This is a genomic window from Virgibacillus necropolis (assembly GCF_044793635.1).
GTDB lineage: Bacteria > Bacillota > Bacilli > Bacillales > Amphibacillaceae > Virgibacillus_F > Virgibacillus_F necropolis_A.
Window position 1 is genome coordinate 1268390 of sequence record NZ_CP084992.1, and the last position, 22558, is coordinate 1290947.

Here is a 22558-nt window from a genome sequence, read left to right on the forward strand (position 1 = left end):
GATTTCACAATGACACAAGAAAAGGTTCTTGAAATTGATCAACTAAAAACTTATTTCCAGACAAAGAAAGGCGTTGGTAAAGTTGTTGACGGCATTGATTTAGTCCTTCATAAAGGAGAAACGCTTGGTATTGTTGGTGAATCCGGTTGCGGAAAAAGTATGACATCCTTATCAATACTTCAACTTATTCCAGACCCTGGGAAAATTGTTGATGGTTCGATTCGTTTAAATAACGAGGAGTTGATTGGTAAATCTGAAAAACAAATGCGGACTATACGTGGTAACCAAATATCAATGATTTTCCAAGAACCGATGACATCCCTAAACCCCGTCATTTCAGTAGGAGAACAAATCGCTGAAACCATTCGTGAACATCAGGGATTGAGCCGAAAACAGGCATTTAAAAAAAGTATTGAAATGCTTGAACTAGTTGGAATACCATCGCCAGAACAACGTGCAAAACAAGAGCCGTTTCAATTAAGCGGCGGTATGCGTCAACGCGTTATGATTGCAATGGCCCTAGCTTGCAACCCTGAGGTATTAATCGCTGACGAACCAACTACAGCACTCGATGTAACGATTCAATCACAAATAATAAAGTTGATGAAAGACTTACAAAAAAAACTCAATATGGGAGTAGTCTTCATTACACACGACCTTGGTGTTGTAGCAGAAACATGTGACAAAGTAGCCGTAATGTATGCTGGAGAAATTGTGGAATACTCCACAACCGAAGAGCTATTCCGCCACCCTAAGCATCCTTACACGAAAGGGCTTCTCCGGTCATTACCGAAACTTTATGAAGATCAGGAAGAGCTGTTGGCCATGGAGGGGAACATCCCTAGTCCATTCAAAGAACACCAGGGATGTAAGTTTGCAGATCGTTGTCCGATAGTCGAGGAGTCTTGTCACCAGACACATCCTAATCTCAAAGTCAGTACGGACGAATCATACCAGGTTCGCTGCTTACTACATCAAGATGAGAAAGAATTTAAAAAAGGAGTGAGTATCTCATGACGGTCACTACAAAACCTTTACTTGAAGTAAAACATCTAAAACAATATTTTTCGGTTAAAAAAGAGTCACCCTTTAAGGCAAAACAATATGTCAAAGCAGTGGATGATATATCTTTTGAAGTTGAGGAAGGTACAACATTAAGTATTGTTGGAGAATCTGGTTGTGGAAAGTCTACAACCGGTCGGGCAATCCTTAGACTGGAAAACCCAACAGATGGAGAAATTCATTTTGAAGGACGAGATCTAGCAAAGTTATCACGTAAGGAATTAAAGGATGTTCGTGGCGATATTCAAGTTATTTTCCAAGATCCGTTTGCATCACTCAATCCACGGAGAACGATTCGTCAAATGTTGAACGAGGCAATGGAAATACAAAACGTACTAAAAAATTCTGAACGTGAAGGTCGGATGCTTGAACTGATGTCATTAGTCGGACTGCCTCCTGATTCATTGGAGCGTTTACCCCATGAATTTAGTGGTGGACAACGCCAACGTATAGGTATTGCTAGAGCCCTATCGGTTAATCCCAAAATGATTGTTTGCGATGAGGCGGTTTCCGCTCTTGATGTGTCCATTCAAGCTCAAGTATTAAACTTACTTAAAAAACTCCAGAAACAATTTAACATGACATATGTATTTGTCTCGCATGACTTAAGTGTGGTTCGACATATTTCAGACCGCATCATGGTTATGTACCTTGGCAAAGTGGTCGAAATAGCCGATAAGCATTCATTATTTGATAAACCCATTCATCCTTACACAAAAGCTCTATTATCAGCAATCCCTGTTCCTGATTTAGATGTGGAGAGGAATGTTATTGAAATCAAAGGGGACGTACCCTCGCCGATTAATCCTCCTTCTGGATGTCGCTTTCATACGCGTTGTCCATTTGCGACGGAATATTGTAGCGAGGTTGATCCAGAATTGAAATCATTTGATAAGGATCACGTAGTCGCTTGTCATTATGCTGAAAATTTTATATCTTAAACTAATCTGTTTCATGTATAATGTAACTAATGAACACCTTAGAGGATGGAGTCTGATGGTATGATCAACCTAGAAACTCTTTCTATATATATTATGATATGTGTATTAGCTCCATTAATCGGAGCTTTTACACTTTTATTTTTATTCATATTTGAAAAAAGAATAGACTCTCTAAAAAGTCAGGCGAATCGGCTTGCACTTGAACAAGAATTACAACGAACAAGGTTTGATGTGCTCAGTCAGCAAATTCAACCCCATTTCTTTTTTAACACATTAAATGTCATCATGAGCCTAGCTCGACTCGACCGTAAAAAAGATTTAATTAGCTCAATTGAAATTTTATCCAAGTTTTTTAAACACAAATTCACCAGTGACCAATCACTATCGACTATTGATCAAGAGCTGCAATACACCAACTATTACTTAGACATACAAAAACTGCGATTTGGGGATCGCTTGCAGGTGGAACAGCATGTTGAGTCTGAAATGCGCGATAAAATGATCCCTACTTATGTTATTCAAACCTTCGTTGAGAATTGTTTTAAGCATGGATTTGAAAGATACCAAGGGAGCGCTGAATTAGTTATAAGCATTCATTCCAATGATGAAGAGGTGATTCTGGAAGTTTGGAATAATAAAGGTGAAGTTGGTCGAAGTGAGTCGAATTCTGAGCCAAAGCAGGAAGGCATAGGTCTAGAAAATGTAAAAGAAAGACTGTCCTTACTTTACCCTGATAAAAAGGCAGACGTGCATCTCATTGAACAAGCTACATTTACGTTAGTTCGAATGGAATGGCCAATACAAGAACGGTAGATATATAAGGAGGGATTTACTCGTGAATATTCTTTTAGTTGATGATGAGCAATTAGAACTTGAGCAACTTGAATACCTCCTGAAACCTTATTTTAATTTTAACTCTGTTTATAAAGCAAAAGATGCATCTCGAGCACTCGATATTGTCGAGGAAGTAGCAATTCAGCTTGCTTTTGTTGACATTCAATTACCAGGAAAATCAGGTTTGGAGCTTGCTAAGCAATTTAAGAATGACTACCAGATAAAAGTTATCATGGTCACTGCATTTCAATCATTCGACTATGCCCACCAAGCATTGCGAATGGGGGTTGAAGATTATATTACAAAGCCTTTGATTGAAAGTGAATTGATTGAGGCTATCCAACCATACCTCCAGCAGGCCAACTTATCAGATATGGTAAACCAAACACTAGAAACCATTCACACTCGTTTCGATGAACGCCTAACGCTTGGGGAAATTGCTGATGATATCCATGTTAACAATGCTTATTTAAGTCGAAAGTTTAATGAAGAGTTAAACACAAACTTCGCAAGTTATTTAAATAACTATCGAATTGAGATGGCCAAACGGATGCTTAAAGAATCTCCTAAAATGAATATTTCACAAGTATCAGAGACATGTGGATTTAATAGTCAACATTATTTTAGTTCTTTATTTAAAAGACAAACCGGATTGACTCCTCGTGAATTCCGCTCAAAGGATGTACAAGTTTGATGGGAAAATCTTATAAATGGTATATTACTGGAGGTTTATCACTAGGTGCCTCATTTGGAGTATTAACGTTACTGGCACGTTGGATAACTGCCAATACTATTCTATCCACCCCGGAAACATTATTCAAATACGGAATAGTTGGTGGTTTAGGGTATTCTTTAATGGGTATCTTTGCTTTTATTCTATTTAGTTTTGTCGCTGTAAAAATAAAACAGCGCTTCAACAAACATGAAACAATTGGGGATGTATTACAAGACCGACTTTCAGGTCAATCTTATACAATTATGATGGGTCTATTGCTACTTACAAGTTTTGATTCCCTATTTATCCAGGCTATGGGTGCTGGTCTATTATTTCATCTACTATTAGATATACCTGCTTTCATTGGTTTATTTATATTTTTCGTTTATTGCTTTATTTACGCAGGGATTGGAGGTATGTACACCTTACATAAAATAGAACCAATCAAAATCTCTCTTATTTTTGCAGCTATTATTTTTATACCAGTGTATTTCTTTATTCAAGAAGGGATTTATCCAGTTTATGATGGCATACGACTGTATCATCCCTATCTTTTGTACTGGAAAAACCATGACGCCTTTCTATTCATTCTAACAGCAATTTTAATTGGGTTTGGACAAGTTATAACTGATCGTGCAACTTGGCAGCGAATTCATATCATTCAACCTACGAAAGTTCGAGCGTCTTTTTGGTTAACTGGGTTAATATGGGGGACAATTCCACTTGCCCTTTTTTCAATGCTCCTTATATCAATCTTTAACAAAAGTTTCGATAATACATTTACTTTGTTATTCGAGTTTATATATAAAATTGACCCAATCATTTTGGTAATCTTATTCTTTTTATTTTGTTTCAGTATATTATCTACAACAGTTGGTGCGGAACTACATGCTACCACTGTCCTGATTGTAAAAAATATCATAAGCATAGACAAAAACTATTCAGAACGTCAAAAATATAAATTATCTTATTTAATTGCAGGCTTAATTTCTTTGGTTTTGTTTATAATTAGTACTGTTTTTACACCAAATTTATTAGAATTAATTTTCTTCTTTGGCCAATTTTACGGTGCCTTAATTGTTCCGATGCTATGGATTATTTTTGGAAATAAAAGATTAAGTGCTTTCTTTGCGTATAGTGTTTTGGTTGGAGTTGGTGCTGGAACCATTTTAATCGTAACAGGGGAATCATTGTTGGCAATTTGGATTAGTTTTATCACAAGTGGGTTATTATCAACCTTTATGTATTTTATTAGCCCCTCAGAAAAATAAGAGCTGCTGCCACCAATGCATATTGAACAATATACACTGGTTTTAGTAGCTCTTTTTCTAATATAAACCGCTCTTTGTATCTGTTAGAAGTGAGCGATCACAATACTACTTATTCGAAACAGCCTTACCCATAAGCAATTCAACAAATCGGTCACCAAGTTCATCCGTGGAAGCTTTCCCGCCCAAGTCTGGCGTTAGCTGTTCCGTTTCTTTTAGCATTTCTTTAACAGTAGAAAGGATAGCTTTTGCCCACTTTTCTTCGCCAAAAAAATTCATCATTTGACTGACAGACAATATTGCCGCAATTGGATTCGCAATCCCTTTACCAGATATGTCTGGAGCGGATCCATGAACAGGCTCAAACATGGAAGGAAAGTTTTTTTCCGGATTAACGTTTGCGCCTGTTGCAAGACCCATTCCACCAGTAATAGCAGCCCCGATATCGGTCAAAATATCACCAAAAAGATTAGATGTAACGACAACCTCAAATCTTTCTGGATTAGAAACAAAATATAAGCTGGCTGCATCGACAAGGTAGGAGTAAGTCTTTACATCAGGATACTCTTTTCCAACCTCTTCAAAAACCTCGTCCCAAAAAACCATTGAATAATTTAGTGCGTTACCTTTGCTTACACTCGTCAGCGTTCTGTTCGTCTTGCGTGCTTCTTCATACGCATAACGGATGATCCGTTCTGTACCTTTTCGGGAGAATACACCTGTTTGTAAAACCACTTCTTCAGGTTTCCCCTTAAATAACCAGTCGCCCGCCCCAGAATACTCACCTTCACTATTTTCGCGAATGACCAGGAAGTCTATGTCTTTCTCAGTCTTGGATTTTAATGGTGTTAAAGACGGACTTAAAAGCGTAATTGGACGCAGATTTACATACTGATCAAATTCTTTTCTAATCCTTAAAAGCAGATCCCTTAATGAGATGTGATCCGGTACACCTGGATAACCGACCGCACCCAAATAAATAGCGTCAAATTGCGCAAGTTTTTCCATGCCATCATCGTCTATCATTTTGCCGTGTTGCAGATAATATTCGCAGCTCCAAGGGAACTCGGTAAAAGAAAAAGAAATGTTGGAATCCATCTTTTCAATCGCTTTTAGAACTTTAACACCCTCTGCCACCACTTCAGGACCAATTCCATCGCCTGGTATAAGTGCTATATTAAAATTATTCATCGTAACCTCCTAAGTAGTCTAAGTTTCAATTTTATTACCATCTATGGATTACAAATATTCCCGCCGAATTCGTTCTGTTAAACCTGACAGCACTTCATCTACAATGCTTTCCATCCGGCCGGCTACTTCCCTAGCGGAAATTGCTTCTTCCCCTTGATTGCCAATCAATACTACTTCATCACCTTCAACCACGTCCGGTATGTTCGTGACGTCGATAAACGTTTGGTCCAGGGATATGGTACCAACAATTCTAGCTCTATGCCCTTTGACAAGCATTTCACCCTTGTTTGACAAGACTCTTTGATAACCGCCACCATGTCCAATTGGCACAATAGCTATTTTTTCATTGGAAGTTGTTACATAGTCCCCACCATACCCAATTGGAGTATTTGGAGGCAACTCTCGGATATGAATAAGTTTAGATTTCAACTTCATTACTGGCTTTAAAGAAACTCTATTATGTAGTCTGGGTGCAGGGTGATACCCAAATAAGGCAATTCCAGGTCGCACCATATCAAGATGCATATCAGGTCTTTCCATAGCAATCATTGAGCCACCCACATGGCGAATCGGAAAAGTAAATCCTTGTTCATTCAATTTTAGTACAGTCTCCATAAACAGGGTGAATTGTTTTTTGGTCGTCATCCAGTCCTCTTCGTCAGCACTTGAGAAGTGCGTGTAGACTCCCTCCCACTCTAAGCCCTGTAGGTGATAACATGACTTGCAAAAGTCTATCACTCTATCTGGCTCAACCCCAAACCTGTGGAGGCCAGTATCAATTTTCAAATGGACTGTAGCTATTTTCCCTTGATTGGTTGCAGCTTCACTGATAGCTTTCGCTAATTGCTGTGAACTTACTGAAGCTGTGAGCCCATAATGTACAACATCCGCTGCCTGATCGGACGTGACCGAACTTAAAATGTGGATAGGTATATCGATTCCACTTTCACGGAGTAATGCACCCTCTTCTACGGATGAAACACCGAGTCGGTCAGCTCCAGCATGTACCGCTTCACGTCCAATCGGAACAGTGCCGTGCCCATAGGCATTTGTTTTCACTACCGCTAATAGCATGCAATTTTTTTTAATGCCTTTTTTAAGTATTTGTATATTTTCTTTAAACGCGGTAAGGTCTATTTCCGCTATTGTTGGGCTATGTGATTTCAAGGTTACTGAATAATTCAAGCGACATCCCTCCTCCCAATTCCAATGAATCTAGTCTAGTTCCTTACATCCTTTACTCCCGTAGAGTTGAACGGGAGGAGGTGAAAAGTCGATCCGAGACGCCATTCAACATCAAATTCCAGACTTAATATAACGTACGGAACGCTTGTAAAACCTGCCTTGTCATTTTTCCAGGTTCACCTGTTCCAATTGTACGATCGTCAATTTTTAGAATGGGTACGACATCTAATTTCGTTGCGGTGATAAATACTTCATCTGCCTCCAGCATGTCTTTGACGGTGTATGTTTTTTCATTTACCTTTACACCTAAGCCATCACATAATTGCAGTACTTTTTTTCTCGTAATGCCATTTAGAATAAAGTTGTTCGCCGGATGTGTGAACAGTTCACCATCTTTAACAATGAATACATTTGAAGCACTTGCTTCCGTAACTAGATCGCCCCGGTGAAGAATAGCTTCAATTGCATTATTTTCAACTGCTTTTTGCTTTGCCAATACATTTGGAAGTAAGTTAAGGGTTTTTATGTCACACCGTAACCAGCGAATATCTTCTGTAAGCACGGCTGTTGCACCTTGGTCTTCAATCTCACTCATCCGTTCCTCAGCTCTCGTATACGCGACAGTTACTGGAGAAACATCAGAGGCTGGAAACTCGTGCCATCTAGCGGCAGACCCCCTGGACACCTGCATGTAAATAATACCTTCTTGCAATCCATTTGCCGCTACTAATTCCTCTAATTTACTTTTCAAGTCAACAATTGTACCAGGCAATGATAGCTTTACCTCTCCAGCACTTCTTTCCAGACGTTCTAAATGTTCATCCAACATGAGTGGTTTACCGTCATAAACGCCGATCACTTCATAAATCCCGTCACCAAACTGGTAGCCACGGTCTTCAATATTGATTAAGTTTTCCCGTTCCATAATTCGGTTATTATATAACATTTTATTCAACGTAAAAACCTCCCACAATTGTTGAAAATCCACCTACTTTTGGATTTTCGACTTAAATTGTTCCGCTATATCTAATATGACGGAAGTATCGACACTGCAGCCACTGATGACAATTACGTTATGAGAACCTAATCGAATTTTATTATTTAATACCGCACCGATACCAGATGCTGCCGCCCCTTCGATTACCATCCGGTGTTTATCCAGCATAAAAGCCATCCCTTCAGCAATCGCGTCCTCATTTAGTAAAACAATTTCATCGACATATTGCTGGACCATATTAAAGGTATAGTTATTGTGGATGCCGATACCGCCTAGCAAACTATCAGCCAGGGTGTCTTGTTCTTTTACGATGACCGGTTTTCCTGCTTGAATACTCTCATACATCGTTGCACCACGAGCAGTCGAAATTCCAAGTACCTGAATCTCAGGATCAGTTGATTTCAACGCAACCCCAAGCCCAGAATGTAGACCACCACCAGATAATCCTCCAATAACGGTATCTATCTCAGGTAAATCTTCCAATAACTCTAACCCAATTGTACCTTGACCAGCGATGATATAAGGGTCGTCAAACGGATGGATAACCGTTAAACCTTGTTCTTTTTCCAATTGATAGCTACGCTGTTCAGCATCATCCTGTGACTCACCATAAACTTCTATCTGTGCACCTGAACGCTGCAGCGTCTCTACTTTCGCTTTTGGCACTCGATTTGAAATGCAAATGGTGGCCTTGATTCCTAATTTTTTAGCAATATAAGCAACACTCATCCCAAAATTACCTGTAGAGAACGTTGTCACACCGTGTTTCCGTTCATCAGCTGTCAAACTTAAAATCTTATTTGTTGCTCCCCTAATTTTAAATGACCCACTCACATTAAGATTTTCCAGCTTTAAGTGAATGGATGTCCCTGCAAATTCGGACAACGCAGGGGAATATATTAAAGGAGATTTTTTAACGACCGGAGAAATCCGCTTTCGGGCCTCCCAAACATCACGCAGGACAACAGGCTTTTTTGCCATTCTATTCCCCCCTATTACTTTTTATTCAGCTAATTCAGGTCCTGTCAAAAAACGCCTAGTTGTTTCGGCTAAAATAGATACACCAACAGGCAAAACGTTTTCGTCTATATCAAAATGCGGTGTATGAAGATCTCTAATTTTGCCATCTGAAATTGCACAACCAAGAAAGAACATTGCGCCTGGAACCGCCTGGGTCATATGAGCGAAATCTTCTCCACCCAAACCAAATGGAGTATTGATTACGTTGAAATGGGGAAAAAGGTCCTGAATAGAGCGCTTAATTAACTGATTTACTGCTGCATCATTTTTCAGTGAAGGATCTTCAGGCGTTATCGTACATGTATAATCACCATCTAAAGCTTTAACCAATGAAAATGCCTTACGCAGTTCAGTGTGTAACAACGTTTGAACATCAGGATGGTAGCTCCGAATGGTTCCCTTTAGTTTCACTTCAGATGGGATAACATTACTGGCAGATCCACTTTGAATACTACCAATACTAATCACTGCTGAATCAAGTGGGGATACCCGACGCGCCACAATTCCATGTAATGCCTGCAACACCGGGCCAAGCATCCATACCGGATCTGTTCCCAGGTGAGGATATGCCCCATGTCCGCCTGTTGCATAGATACTTGCTTCGAAAACGTCCACGTTGGCCATGCTGTATCCATCATGAACCTGTACCTCACCAAGCTTGTTTTCCGGGCTCATATGTAAAGCAATGACACATTCGACGCCATCTAACGCTCCTGCTCGAATCATGTATGGTGCTCCAGTTGAACCATGCTCATCTGCTCGTTCTTCTGCAGGCTGAAACAGGAACTTAACCGTACCCTGAATCTCGCCATTTTGAAAACTTTCACCTAGTAAACTAGCAACGCCTAAGCCAATCGTAGTATGTGCATCATGACCACAGGCATGCATTACACCTGCGTGTTGTGAGCTGAATTCATAATCATTTCCCTCATTAATAGGCAACGCATCCATATCCGCTCGAATGGCAATTGTAGGTCCGGAGCCAGCTGAAAGCGTGCCAACTACCGCTGTTGGATACCCTACACCTACTTCAACGTGCATACCTGGAATCCGTTCTAAAACTTGTGCGACAAACCGTGACGTTTCCACTTCTTGAAAACTTAATTCCGGATACATGTGGAGCCTGCGTCGCCACTGAACCAACTGTGCAGCCATATCTTCTGCCCGCTTGAGCATTGCTTTACTTTTCGTAACCACATCAGCGCCCCCTTTTTGGAAAAAGGGAAGGATAACCCCCTCCCTATCTTGATCAATTTACGGCAGCTATAGCACTAATCTCTACTTTAACCCCTAACAATTGACTGCCCACCGTAATTCGTGCAGGCTTTACTTCAACATCTTTAAAATAAGATTCATAAACGCTGTTAAATTCTTGGACGGTCCCCTGATTTAGTTCCGATAAATGACATGTAGCATAGACGATATCCGAGAGCTTAGCGCCTTTTTCCGCTAATACATTTTTAATATTTTCCAAGCTTGCGGCAGTTTGTTCAGAAATCGACTCACCGGCTGATTCTCCATTTGGTTGAACACCGTCCTGACCCGATACGAAGATAAAATTTCCAGCTTTGACTCCTTGCGAATACGGTCCGCATGGCTTTGGAGCATTCAGTGTTTGTATCATCTGTTTCAAAAAGACCAATCCCTTCTTTAATTACCATTTTAGAAAGGCTCCATTTATAAGCATTGTTGCTTTTCATCTTCATAGTTGATATGACTACGACGTAACCAAAAGTCATGTTCAATGCCCGGCGACCGCTACGGAAAGATCACTACGCTTTCCCGCAGGAGTCTCCGTGTTTTTCCTCCGCTAACATGGTGTCTGGAAGCAGTAATATATAGCCCCTTTCACTGTTATGGCAGTTGATTTTCGCTGCGGACAGTTGACTCCTGCGGGAACAGCACGAGTCTGAAGACCCCGCAGCGGTGGAAGATGATGAGGGCCGACTAAAACCGTCCTTTGCGGACAACGTCGGCATACCCCTTGCCGGGGCAAGGAGGCTGAAGCCGTGCCCGCGGAAAGCAACGGTCCGCAGTGGAAATCAACCAGCAGTTACGTCGCAATATATATCTATTCTCTTAAAAAGCAACAATCTTTGGGAATACAGCCTTTATCGGCCGATTCGTCTTTATTTCCGCCAATCTACAAAGATATCCGCCGATTGTAAATTCCTTAAAACCCAACCACTTTGCTTATAACATATTGATTGAAGGGTTTATGTCCAGTTGAAGAGCATTATTCCATTCCAATCGAAACGTACTGTGATTCCACAAAGGCGTCTAATCCTTCGTGTCCTCCCTCTCGACCGATTCCACTTTCTTTCATTCCACCGAAAGGTACTTGTGCAGCTGATGGAGCACCATCATTCCAACCGACAATCCCGAAATTCAGTTGTTCAATAACACGGGTGCCTCTCGCAACATTTCCTGAAAATACATATGCAGCCAATCCGTATGGTGTATCATTCGCTAGCTTAACCGCTTCCTCGTCTGAAGCAATTTTTTGGATAGGTGCCACCGGGCCAAACGTTTCTTCCTGCATCACAACCATCGATTGATCCACATCTTTGATAACAGTTGGGGCAAAGAAAACCCCGCCGTCCTTTGTAATAGCTTCACCTCCCGTTACAACTGAAGCTCCTTTTGTTATTGCATCCTGCACGTGATTTTTCACTTTGTCCAAGCCTGCCTGATTAATTAATGGACCAATATCCACCGATTCATCAACACCATTCCCAACGCTCAATTCTTCAACTGCCTCGGAAAATTTCTCCACAAATGCGTCGTAAATACCAGCTTGAACGTAAATGCGGTTGGCACAGATACAAGTTTGACCAGCATTTCTAAATTTAGATGCCATGACACCCTTTACTGCCACTTCAACATCAGCATCGTCTAAAACAATCAACGGAGCATGCCCACCGAGTTCCAACGACAATCGTTTCACTTGATCAGCACTTTGTCTGATTAAGATTTTTCCAACTTCAGTGGACCCGGTAAACGTAATTTTACGAACCTTGGCATTATCCATAATCGCTTTGGCAATTTTAGATGATGATCCTGTCACTAAGTTAACGACACCTTTCGGAAATCCTGCTTCTTCGCACAACTCCATCAATTTGACCGCTGATAACGGGCTTTCACCTGAAGGCTTCATCACGACCGTACAGCCAGCTGCCAATGCGGGACCCATCTTCCGTGTCAACATCGCTGCCGGAAAATTCCACGGCGTAATTGCCGCCACAACTCCAACTGGCTTCTTCCAAACTTGTAAGCGCTTACTTGAAATGTGTGAAGGAATTGTTTCTCCGTAAACACGCTTGCCTTCTTCTGCAAACCACTCAATAAAGGAAGCTGCGTATTTCACTTCACCTCTTGATTCATTGATTGGCTTACCCATTTCTAATGTCATTATTTGTGCCAACTCTTCCTGATTATCCAAAATAAGCTGGTGAAGTCGTTTTAAATAACCAGCGCGCTCATATGCCGTCTTTTGTGACCACGTTTGAAAAGCCTCATGTGCAGCATCAATCGCCAGTGTAGCTTCTTCTTCACCACCATTTGGTACAGTACCGACAGTCTGACCATTAGCTGGGTTTACGACATCTATTGTGCCAAGTCCTTCGCCAACCCACTCACCATTTATATTCATTAAATAGTTTTTCATTTTTACTTCATTCATTATTTGTACACTCCAATCCATCTGAATTCTATTCAACAATCAGCTACAACAATCTAGTATTCTATTTAATTTTCAGCTCCAACAAGAACGGCCTCCACCGCTTCTTCGAGGATGTTCAAACCTTCTTCCAATTGCTCATCTGTAATCACGAGTGGCATTAGCAAACGGATCACGTTATCATAAACGCCGGATTTAAGTGCAATAACACCCCGTCGCTGCGCTTCTTTCAAAATCTGATCACTTAACGCTTTATCAGGCGCTTTACTGCCCCGATCTTTTACAAATTCCATAGCACACATTGCGCCAAGGCCCCTAAAGTCACCAATCACGTCAAAACGATCATACATTTCTTTAAATCTTTCCATGACCCGCTGACCAATCGTTACAGCGCGCTCGTTAAGGTTTTCTTTTTCCATAACTTCCAACACCGCAAGCCCTGCACGGCATCCTAGTGGACTTCCGCAATACGTACCACCTAATTCACCTGGACGCGCTTTGTCCATGATTTCTTCCCGTCCAATCACACCACTAATTGGCAACCCCGCAGCCATCGATTTGGAAATGGTAATAAGGTCTGGCTCGACACCATAATGTTCCATTGCAAAATATTTACCAGTACGTCCAAAGCCTGTTTGGATTTCGTCTGCAATGAACAAGATACCGTGTTGTTTACACAATTCATAGACACCTTGCACAAACGCTTTATCCGGAATGATAAATCCACTTTCTCCCTGGACTGGCTCCATAATGAAAGCAGCTACTAAGCTAGGGTCAACCTCACTAATGAAAAAGTCTTCCACTTGTTTCAACATGTGCTTTGTGTATGCTTCCGTGCTCATCGATTCAGGTCGACGATAATCATAAGGGAACGGTGCCCGGTAAACTTCAGGAGCAAATGGTCCATATTCATATTTATATGGTCGCACTTTCCCTGTTAGCGACATCCCCATCAGGGTACGCCCGTGAAAACCACCGGTAAATGAAACGATTGCCTGACGATTCGTATATTTACGGGCAATTTTAACTGCGTTTTCTACAGCTTCTGCACCACTATTTAAAAACATCACTTTCTTTTTCGAATAGCCTGGTGCAAGTTCCGCAATTTTTTCGGCAAGTTCGATATACGGATCGTACATCATAACGTTGAACCCTGTATGGATATAGCGGTCAATTTGATCATGTAACGCCTTGACCACAGTATCATGACTGTGCCCTACATTGATTGTGCCAATTGCGCCAGCAAAATCGATAAAATGATTACCATCAACATCTTGAAGCAATGCTCCTTTTGCTGATTCAACAAATGTAGGAATGCCATAACCAATACCCTGTGGCACAATATCTAGTCTTCGATCAAGCAATTCCTTCGCCTTTGGGCCAGGTAATTCTGTTTGAACGTTAGCAAACTGTTTGTTCATTTTGTTAAACCTCCTCGACCTCCAAATTATTTTTTTGATCAACACCAAGCAATTTTTCCTCTACGTACTCAATATGGTTTTTGACTCGTGTGTTAACTGTTTGCACGTCTTTTGATCGTAAAGCATTTAGCAATTCTTTATGTTCATCATAAAATGATTGATGACTGGAATAATATTGATCAAGATGCATGAGAAGCGTTCTGATTTGTACTTGTAGCGAATCGTAAATCTTTATAATGCGTGAGTTTCCACTTAAATTAACAACATAGCTGTGAAACTGCATATCGAGATCAAATAGTCCATTCCAGTTTTCCTCATCTACTTTTTCTTTCATTTGTTCCGTAATTTCTTCCAGATCCTGAAAATGTTTCTTCTCTAATCGAGGTATTGCATGCTTAAAAGCGTTGACCTCAATCAAAGTTCGTAACTCAATAATTTCGTCCAGGTCTTGTTGGGTAAAATCAGCAACGTACGTACCCTTTCGCGCTTTAATTACAACCAACTCTTCAATCTCAAGAATTTTCAACACTTCTCTAATTGTGCTTCGACTGACGTCAAATCTTTCCGCAAGATCGGTTTCAAGTAATCGCTCACCAAACTGAATCTCTTTATTCCAAATTCTCCTCTTCAGCTCATCTGCAATTTGCTCACTTAATGATTTTTGCAGGATAAAATTATCATCATCCATGAGTAAAACCCCCTTTCTAGATAATGGCTTCCATTGTGCAAAGAGCAACAACAGTAATATATGAATTGTTTTATGTCGATTGTCGACATTACTATTACTTTCATAATAATTCAGACTATTTCAATTGTCAATTATTGTTTTCATTATTTCAAATTTTTATTTTTTTATATTGACTTCCCATTAAAATGTAGCTATTTTTAGGTTAGTTGATTGCTAATTTTAACCTGAAACGGGGGAATATATAATGAAGAAAAAAGTTATCGCATATAACCGCGTAGAGAAACCTGTCCTGGAAGCATTGCAAAAAAAGTACGATACCCGATTTTTTAAAAATATCGATACCAAAAATGATTCCGACTTTTTGGATCACCTAAGCGAAACGGAAGGTATTATTGGATTAGAATTAGTAGTTGACCACGATCTACTTAAAAGAGCTCCTCATTTAAAAATTGTGAGCAATGTTTCTGTCGGATACAATAACTTGGATATAGAACAATTAAGTAAGCGTAACATTTTGGCAACCAACACGCCTGATGTGCTTACAGATACAGTAGCAGATACGGTTTTTAGTTTACTGATTGCTGCAGCTAGACGTATTCCCGAACTGGATCAATTTGTAAAAAATGGCGATTGGATTACAGAAGCGATTGAGCCGGAGCACTTTGGTGTCGATGTTCACCATAAAACGTTAGGCATTATTGGTATGGGAAGAATCGGTCAGGCTATCGCGCAGCGCGCACATTTTGGATTCGACATGGACATTTTGTATCACAGCCGTACGAGAAAACCGGATGTTGAGAAAAAATTCGATGCGACGTATTTCGGACTCGATGAATTATTGCGTACATCTGATTTCATTTGTCTCATAACACCATTAACACCGGAAACTACAGGGCTCATAGGGAAACGCGAATTTCAGTTAATGAAAAACTCAGCTATATTTATTAACGGATCACGAGGAAAAACGATTGTGGAACAGGATTTAATCGACGCCCTTAAGAGTAGTGAACTTGCTGCTGCAGGGCTGGATGTTTTTGAAAAAGAGCCCGTTGATTCAGATAACCCACTATTAGGGATGAAAAATGTTGTTACAACCCCGCATATTGGGTCCTCTACACATGAGACGGAGCTCAAGATGTCTGAATTGGCAGCTGAAAATCTGGAAGCGGGATTGAATGGGAAAAGACCACCAAATTTAATTAATCCAACTGTTTGGACAGAAAAATAGGCGGAGGACTATTACCCTCCGCATGTGTGCAGGTGCCTAGCAAAAAGGCACCCAGCAACAACACTTATCCCCTAAACCGCTTCAAAAAACTCTCCAGCCTTTCATTCTGGACCCTATGGAGTCTTTGCTGATTTATTTTACTCTACTTACAGAAAGTTAAATGGTTGGTTCAAGTTTAGTATTGTTCACCGCTGCATACACCTTCTGTAGTGATATCTGCCGGTACTGAATTATTTTCAGCACTAAAGCCGTTTGCTTCTAAAAGTTTCTTTACTGTTCCGTCTTCTTTTAGTTCAGCTAGCTTTTCATTATATGCTTCACGTAGTGTGTCACTATCTTTATGAAATGCTGCAGCACCGTAACTTGGAATACCTTTAATATCAGGTTGCTCAAAGTCGGTAACGAACTCTAAATTATCTGACTCAGATGTTTCTAAAGCCATTTTGAGTGACATTTCTGTACCAGTTGTTGCAGACGCACGTCCAGATGATACTGCTGAGAATGTTGCTGGGATATCTGGTGCGCTTTGAATTTGATCTTGACTTACACCTTCAGATTTAACATACTCATTCTCTGTAGCTCCCTGCATGATGGATACAGTTGCGTCTGGATTCTCTGCAATATCTTTATAACTGTGAAGATCTAATGGGTTTCCAGCTTGAACGACTAATCCTTCCCCATACATCATCTCTGGTGCACCAAAGTCGACATTTTCACAACGGTCAGGGTTTATTGCCATCCCAGCTGTAATAACATCAAATTTCCCTGCATTCAGACCCGGAATTAGCTGACTAAAGTCTGCCAATTTACCTTCAACTGTATCAATTCCAAGCTCTTTGAAGACCGCCTCAGCGATATCAACTGCAGCGCCTTTTAATTCACCGTCTTCTTGGTATGCGTATGGTTTTTCATTCGCAAATCCAACTGTGACTGTACCTTTCTCTTTCAAAGTTGTTAATAAATTCTCACTACCTTCTCCTTCTCCATCTGAACCACTAGATTCCTCGGAACCACATGCTGCTAATAGAATGAAAGAAAAACATAATACGGAAGCTAGTAATAATTTCTTCATTTCCTAATGACCCCCCTCTTATTTTGAAAAAAGTGTGCTCTAGGTCATGTCTAAGATGTTTTTCTATATATCTCCTAAATCCGGACAAACTATAAAGCCTAGGCCAACCGAATGTTAGGTTTAACCAATAGTTCACGTGGGAAGTCGGCAAGTACCTCGCAACCCTTTTCGGTCACCCGAAATGATTCACTAATTTCGATACCCAAATTATCCATCCAAATGCCAGGAATCATATGAAAAGTCATGTTAGGTTGGAGTATTGTGCGGTCTCCCGGCCTAAGGCTTGCCGTATGCTCTCCCCAATCTGGCGGGTAGTTAAGTCCCATCGAGTATCCCATACGAGATTCTTTCTTAATGCCATGTTTATCAATAACCTTGCGCCAAACCAACTCCAGTTCTTCACACGTAACGCCTGGTTTTATAGCATCTAAGGTAGTATTAATTCCTTCTATAACAACATCAGATATATGCTGCATCTGCTCAGTCGGCATTCCAATAACAGCAGTTCGTGCCAGTGGTGAATGATAACGCTTATAGCAACCAGCCAATTCTATAATGACCGGGTCCCCCTGCTTGAACCTTTCTTCCGTCCAGGTCAAATGACATGCTGATGTTTTTTCACCAGTTGGCAACAACGGAACAATTGCTGGATAATCCCCACCAAAATCCTCTGTACCACTTATCTGCGCGTGTGCAATCCCTGCAACAACATCACACTCTCTAACTCCTACATCTAAAGTATCAAAAGCTACTTGCATAGCCTTTTCGGCAATTTTAGAAGCCTGTTTGATATACGCAATTTCTTGATCAGATTTTATAATACGAACCCAGTTGACCAAATTTGTACCATCCTTAAACGTGGCATTTGGCAGTCCCTGGGATAACCGCATATAACACTTGGCGGTAAAATAATAAGCGTCAAGTTCAACGGCAATCGTTTGCTTACCACGTTTTTTTTCGTTTAACACATCACATACAAAGTCCATTGGATGCCTAACCATTGATTGAACATAATTATCTGCATAAGGTTTTATATGATTTTCATCCAACCAAGTGGTATGCCTTGCAGCACTAGCATCCTGTCCACGACCTATCCAAATTGGTTGTTCTTCATCAATCATAACGACAAGTAATTGATGAACATAAAAGGACCATGCATCGTATCCAGTCAAATAATTCATATTCGCTGGATCTGTAACTAACAAAACATCGATTCCTGAATCTGCCATCCGCTGTTTTGTTTTCGTTAATCTCTCATGAAACTCTAAAATAGGAAATGTTAACACAAACATCTCTTCCCCTCGTACTTAATTTAACTAACTATACACCTGTAAGCGGTTACATATGACTGCGAAATAACTAGCTTTTCAGTGGGGTAATTTGAGAGTAGGCTTGAAAAGCTCATTGTATGACATTGATAGTATCCAATGGCTGGATAGAAAAATCACACTACCCATCACTATGTCCATTGACCTATTATATAAAATGCATACATGTCTGCAATCGGAACAATTTAATTTTCTGTCGATTGTCGACACTGTGTTATTTATATTATAGTGCAGTACTTTTTTAAATGTCAATAATTATTTTAACTATTTTAAATTTTTTATTTTTTCATAAAGCAGCAGGTGGCAGAATCACTTCTAACGGCATTAAATCACAGCAAATAACGGAATCTGAAATAGTGCAGTCGTGTGTTGGATTTGGGTTTATCAGTCCCCAATAAAAAAACGAAACAACCCCCTTCAATAAGGGTAGTTGTTTCGTTTTAGAAACCTCTGAACCTATTTAAGCAACACGATCAATTTCTTTCTTCATATGCTCATCCGCGTATTTCTTGCCATACTTAGCCATCGACAGTTTATAAAGAATTGCACCTAAGATAACCCAGAACCCTACTATCGCCCACTCATAAGGCCAAACCAGTGCTGAAGGCATTCCTGGCATGTAAAGAAGGGATATCCCAAACGCCATAAAAGCTGCAATCCAACCAATTGTCGTACCACCTGGAAGTTTAAATGGACGTTTCATGTCTGGAGCTTTTTTACGCAAAATAATAAACGATATCGCCACCATAAACCAAGCTACAACGAGTCCTAACCCACCAGCATCAACTAACCAAACAAGCGCAGGTCGACCTAATAACGGAGCAGCTGTAGAAAACAAACCGATTAACAAAATAGCTTTATGCGGTGTTTTATATTTCGGATGTAGTTCCCCTAAGCCTTTAGGAAGCATACCCGCATTGGCAAGTGCATAAATTGCGCGACTTCCACCTACATAAAAACCAATCCAACTTGTCAATATTCCTCCAATACCACCAAGAACCAGAATATTACCCATCAGTTGACTATTACCAAAAGCTTTTGCCATCGCATCAGCAGTAACAAGATTTGATTGGCTAATCTCAGTCGGACTCAATATTCGTGAAACACCAAAAATAATGGCTATATACCAAACAACCGCAAGTAGTACAGAGAAAATTAATAATTGCCCAATTCTTCTTTGCGGCAGATTAATCTCTTCAGCAGCCTGCGGTATGACATCAAACCCTACAAACATAAATGGTGTCATAATGATTACCGTTAATAATCCAGCAATCCCTTTTTCAAATAACGGGGTCATATTTTGTGCATTTCCACCGACCGAGCTACCTGTGATCAGTATTAAACCTGCAATAATAATCAATAGTGTAAGAATAAACATAATGGAGGTAGAAAACTTTATCCCGCGATAATTAATCCAAGTAATAAGTAGAGATCCCAGAATACCAACACCTGCCCACGTCGCCGTGACATCCCAGCCCGCTATCGTATATAAATGGCCTTGACTATAGCCTGAAAATAAGTATTCAAAAACAGTTGGAAGGGCAACAGCCTCAAAAGCTACTACAGATATATAGCCAAGAATAATGGCCCAGGTAGTTATAAAGGAGGCAAGCCTTCCCATTGCCTTGTAGCTATAGACATGTTCACCGCCGGCTAGCGGTAAAGCCGAAGCTAATTCTGCATAGGTTAATCCGACAAAGATAACCATCGTACCACCAATTGCAAAAGCAAGAATAGCCCCAAGTGATCCTGCCTCTGTTATCCATAAACCGGTTGTCACTACCCAACCCCAACCAATCATTGCACCAAATGCGAGTGTGAGTACGTCCTTATTACCTAGGATCTTTAATAACTTTTGGTCGTTGTTCATTTATATCCCCCCAATTAAATTATTATTTTTGTTGAGTCTGGATGATTAAATGTTTTCTTAAACAACTTAGATTATGGAACTATTTACAAGTTGCTTTTGAACAGACAACACAGCATCATGTAATTTTTCTACCAACGTATTAACCTGGGTTTGGTTCATAATGAGTGGTGGTGAAAAACAAATAATATCTGTGCTATCAAACGTTACAGGTCGGCAGATCACCCCTCTTTCATGTAAGGCCTCAATGACTTTCGATGCAACTTTCAAATCAGGTGAGAATCGTTTATTAGTATCAGGGTCTTGAACAAGCTCCACTGCACCCAGTAGACCGATAGTACGGACATCCCCAACAATGTCCAGATCCTCCTTCATTTTTTTAAAGCCCTTCAGCAACTCTCCTCCCATCTTTCGAGAGTTCTCAACAAGCCCCTCTTGTTCAATGATTTCAATATTTTTTAACGCGACAGCCGCTGCAGTTGGATGCCCGCTATATGTAAAACCATGGAACAGTGTACCAGCCGATTTTTCTTTCAATACATGATGGATATAATCTGACACAATTACACCACCAAGCGGAATATAACCACTAGTGACCCCCTTGGCAAACGTCATCATGTCAGGAATCACTCCCCAATTTTCCATTCCAAACATTTTTCCGGTTCGACCAAACCCAGTGATTACTTCATCAGCGATAAATAAAATACCGTATTCATCACACAGTTGCCGAATTTCTTTAAAATAGTCTGCAGGCGGGATCAGTACACCACCAGCACCTTGTACCGGTTCTGCTAAAAATGCTGCAATTGTTTCTGGTCCTTCCACTTCAATTGTGTGTCGTAGTGAGGTTATTGCCTTTTCAGTATCTTTTCCATAAAGCGAGTCTGCATGGGTAAAATCAGTCATCATGTGGCCAGCCATTTCCCAAAATTCAGGAATTCCCGTTACGCTGGTAGAGGCAGCTGCAACCCCATGATACCCTCGCTTTAAAGCAACAATTTTTCTACGATTCGGTTGATCTTGTATTTTCCAGTAGTGGCGTACTAGTTTAATTGCAGAGTCGTTTGATTCCGATCCACCAGAGGTGAAAAAGACAGCATTTAAGCCAACAGGAGTAATGGATGCAATTTTTTCAGCTAACTTAATAGCAGGCTCATGGCTAAACGTTGAAAATGCGGAACTGAAAGCTAACTTTTTCATTTGCTCTGCAGCTGCATCAGCTAATTCCTCTCTTCCATGTCCAATGTTGACATTCCAAAGCGAAGACATCGCATCAATGAATACGCTTCCATTTCTGTCCGTTAAATATATCCCCTCTCCTTTCTCGATGATCACCTTCGCTCCATTTGCTTGTTGCTGTTGGATGGAAGATGTAGGGTGAATAAAATGTTTTTTATCCAGTTCGATCAAGTTTTCCATTTTGAATACCTCCTTGTTTTTACTAACGGAATGATGAAGAATCAAGTTCTTCATCACATTCCTTACATTAAGGCTGTTTTCGTAAAGATTGTTGCTTTGAAAGAATAGATATAAACTGCGACGTAACCAAAAGTCATGTTCAGTGCCTTGCGACCGCTACGGAAAAATCACTACGCGTACCTTAGGGCTTGCGCTGAGCCTCCTCGATCGCAAAGAACGCTCACTGTGGGGTCTCATCACTTCGCTTTCCCGCAGGAGTCTCCGTGTTTTTCCTTCACTGGGGGGCGTGTCCAATAATGGAATGATAGTAATCATTTTATTGATTAGAGCATGAATTCCCACTATTATGGCAGTTGGTTTTCGCTGCGGACAGTTGACTCCTGCGGGAACAGCACGAGTCTGAAGACCCCGCAACGGTGGTCTTCCGCGAGGAGGCTGAAGCCGTGCCAGCGGAAAGCAACTGTCCGCAGCGAAATCAACCAGCAGTTACGCCGCATTACATATCAACAATGCGTGCGAAATGAGCCTACATTTAAAAAACAAAAAACCAGCAATATGGATTAGAGCTAATAGAAAGCAGACTCCAACCTATATAACTGGTTTTAATCTAAGGATTTGCTCTACTTCGTCAGTACAGTCAATT

At 40.6% G+C, this 22558-nt stretch carries 19 protein-coding genes; 6 read left to right on the forward strand and 13 right to left on the reverse strand.

All coding sequences use genetic code 11. The annotated features are described in order from the left end of the window. Positions 1-9: 9 nt before the first annotated feature. From LG329_RS06265 to LG329_RS06285, 5 genes are read left to right on the forward strand one after another with little or no spacing between them, the layout of a single operon-like run. Positions 10-1017, forward strand: a complete 1008-nt coding sequence (locus LG329_RS06265) for an ABC transporter ATP-binding protein (RefSeq protein ID WP_404454779.1) — start codon at positions 10-12, stop codon at positions 1015-1017. Continuing rightward, positions 1014-2003, forward strand: a complete 990-nt coding sequence (locus LG329_RS06270) for an ABC transporter ATP-binding protein (protein WP_404454781.1) — start codon at positions 1014-1016, stop codon at positions 2001-2003. The genes LG329_RS06265 and LG329_RS06270 overlap by 4 nt, the downstream gene beginning before the upstream one ends. Positions 2004-2063: 60 nt before the next feature. Then, the gene (locus tag LG329_RS06275; protein ID WP_404454784.1) at positions 2064-2816 is read left to right on the forward strand and encodes a sensor histidine kinase; all 753 of its coding nucleotides are present in this window, start codon (positions 2064-2066) and stop codon (positions 2814-2816) included. Positions 2817-2838: 22 nt separating this feature from the next. Next, positions 2839-3531 carry a response regulator gene (locus LG329_RS06280; RefSeq protein ID WP_404454787.1) on the forward strand — a complete coding sequence of 231 codons (693 nt, stop codon included), beginning with the start codon at positions 2839-2841 and terminating at the stop codon, positions 3529-3531. Continuing rightward, positions 3531-4823: a hypothetical protein gene (locus LG329_RS06285; protein ID WP_404454790.1), complete on the forward strand. Its 1293-nt coding sequence runs from the start codon at positions 3531-3533 to the stop codon at positions 4821-4823. Before LG329_RS06280 ends, LG329_RS06285 begins: the two co-directional genes overlap by 1 nt. A 105-nt stretch (positions 4824-4928) precedes the next feature. Here the strand turns inward: LG329_RS06285 and LG329_RS06290 are convergent, their stop codons facing one another. From LG329_RS06290 to LG329_RS06330, 9 genes are all read right to left on the reverse strand, one after another. After that, complete coding sequence (locus LG329_RS06290; RefSeq protein ID WP_404454793.1) at positions 4929-6011, reverse strand: tartrate dehydrogenase; 1083 nt, start codon at positions 6009-6011, stop codon at positions 4929-4931. A 48-nt stretch (positions 6012-6059) separates the two neighbouring features. Further along, positions 6060-7196: an alanine racemase gene (gene alr, locus LG329_RS06295; protein WP_404454795.1), complete on the reverse strand. Its 1137-nt coding sequence runs from the start codon at positions 7194-7196 to the stop codon at positions 6060-6062. Between the two features lie 124 nt (positions 7197-7320). Further along, positions 7321-8151 carry a D-amino-acid transaminase gene (gene dat, locus LG329_RS06300; protein WP_404454798.1) on the reverse strand — a complete coding sequence of 277 codons (831 nt, stop codon included), beginning with the start codon at positions 8149-8151 and terminating at the stop codon, positions 7321-7323. A 33-nt stretch (positions 8152-8184) separates the two neighbouring features. Beyond that, positions 8185-9174, reverse strand: coding sequence for a hydroxyectoine utilization dehydratase EutB (eutB, locus tag LG329_RS06305; RefSeq protein ID WP_404454801.1), 990 nt, complete (start codon positions 9172-9174; stop codon positions 8185-8187). A gap of 21 nt (positions 9175-9195) precedes the next feature. After that, a complete protein-coding gene (locus LG329_RS06310) occupies positions 9196-10410 on the reverse strand; it encodes a M20 family metallopeptidase (protein WP_404454804.1) in 1215 nt (404 codons plus the stop codon). A gap of 52 nt (positions 10411-10462) precedes the next feature. Then, on the reverse strand, positions 10463-10837 hold the full coding sequence (locus LG329_RS06315; protein WP_404456440.1) for a Rid family detoxifying hydrolase: 375 nt from the start codon (positions 10835-10837) through the stop codon (positions 10463-10465). 612 nt (positions 10838-11449) lie between these two features. Next, positions 11450-12895, reverse strand: coding sequence for an NAD-dependent succinate-semialdehyde dehydrogenase (locus LG329_RS06320; protein WP_404454807.1), 1446 nt, complete (start codon positions 12893-12895; stop codon positions 11450-11452). A 65-nt stretch (positions 12896-12960) separates the two neighbouring features. Continuing rightward, the gene (gene gabT / locus LG329_RS06325) at positions 12961-14313 is read right to left on the reverse strand and encodes a 4-aminobutyrate--2-oxoglutarate transaminase (RefSeq protein ID WP_404454809.1); all 1353 of its coding nucleotides are present in this window, start codon (positions 14311-14313) and stop codon (positions 12961-12963) included. A gap of 4 nt (positions 14314-14317) precedes the next feature. Then, entirely contained in the window at positions 14318-15001 is a 684-nt protein-coding gene (locus LG329_RS06330) for a GntR family transcriptional regulator (RefSeq protein WP_404454812.1), read from the reverse strand. 244 nt (positions 15002-15245) lie between these two features. On the opposite strand from LG329_RS06330, the gene LG329_RS06335 reads away from it, so the two are divergent. Beyond that, positions 15246-16229, forward strand: a complete 984-nt coding sequence (locus LG329_RS06335; protein ID WP_404454814.1) for a 2-hydroxyacid dehydrogenase — start codon at positions 15246-15248, stop codon at positions 16227-16229. Positions 16230-16404: 175 nt separating this feature from the next. On the opposite strand, the gene ehuB is transcribed toward LG329_RS06335, so the two are convergent. The 4 genes from ehuB to LG329_RS06355 form a co-directional block, all read right to left on the reverse strand. Then, complete coding sequence (gene ehuB, locus LG329_RS06340; protein WP_404454817.1) at positions 16405-17301, reverse strand: ectoine/hydroxyectoine ABC transporter substrate-binding protein EhuB; 897 nt, start codon at positions 17299-17301, stop codon at positions 16405-16407. A gap of 98 nt (positions 17302-17399) precedes the next feature. Beyond that, on the reverse strand, positions 17400-18593 hold the full coding sequence (locus LG329_RS06345; RefSeq protein WP_404454820.1) for a M24 family metallopeptidase: 1194 nt from the start codon (positions 18591-18593) through the stop codon (positions 17400-17402). Positions 18594-19089: 496 nt separating this feature from the next. Further along, on the reverse strand, positions 19090-20499 hold the full coding sequence (locus LG329_RS06350) for an APC family permease (protein WP_404454823.1): 1410 nt from the start codon (positions 20497-20499) through the stop codon (positions 19090-19092). A gap of 66 nt (positions 20500-20565) precedes the next feature. Further along, positions 20566-21915 carry an aspartate aminotransferase family protein gene (locus tag LG329_RS06355; protein ID WP_404454825.1) on the reverse strand — a complete coding sequence of 450 codons (1350 nt, stop codon included), beginning with the start codon at positions 21913-21915 and terminating at the stop codon, positions 20566-20568. Positions 21916-22558: the final 643 nt, after the last annotated feature.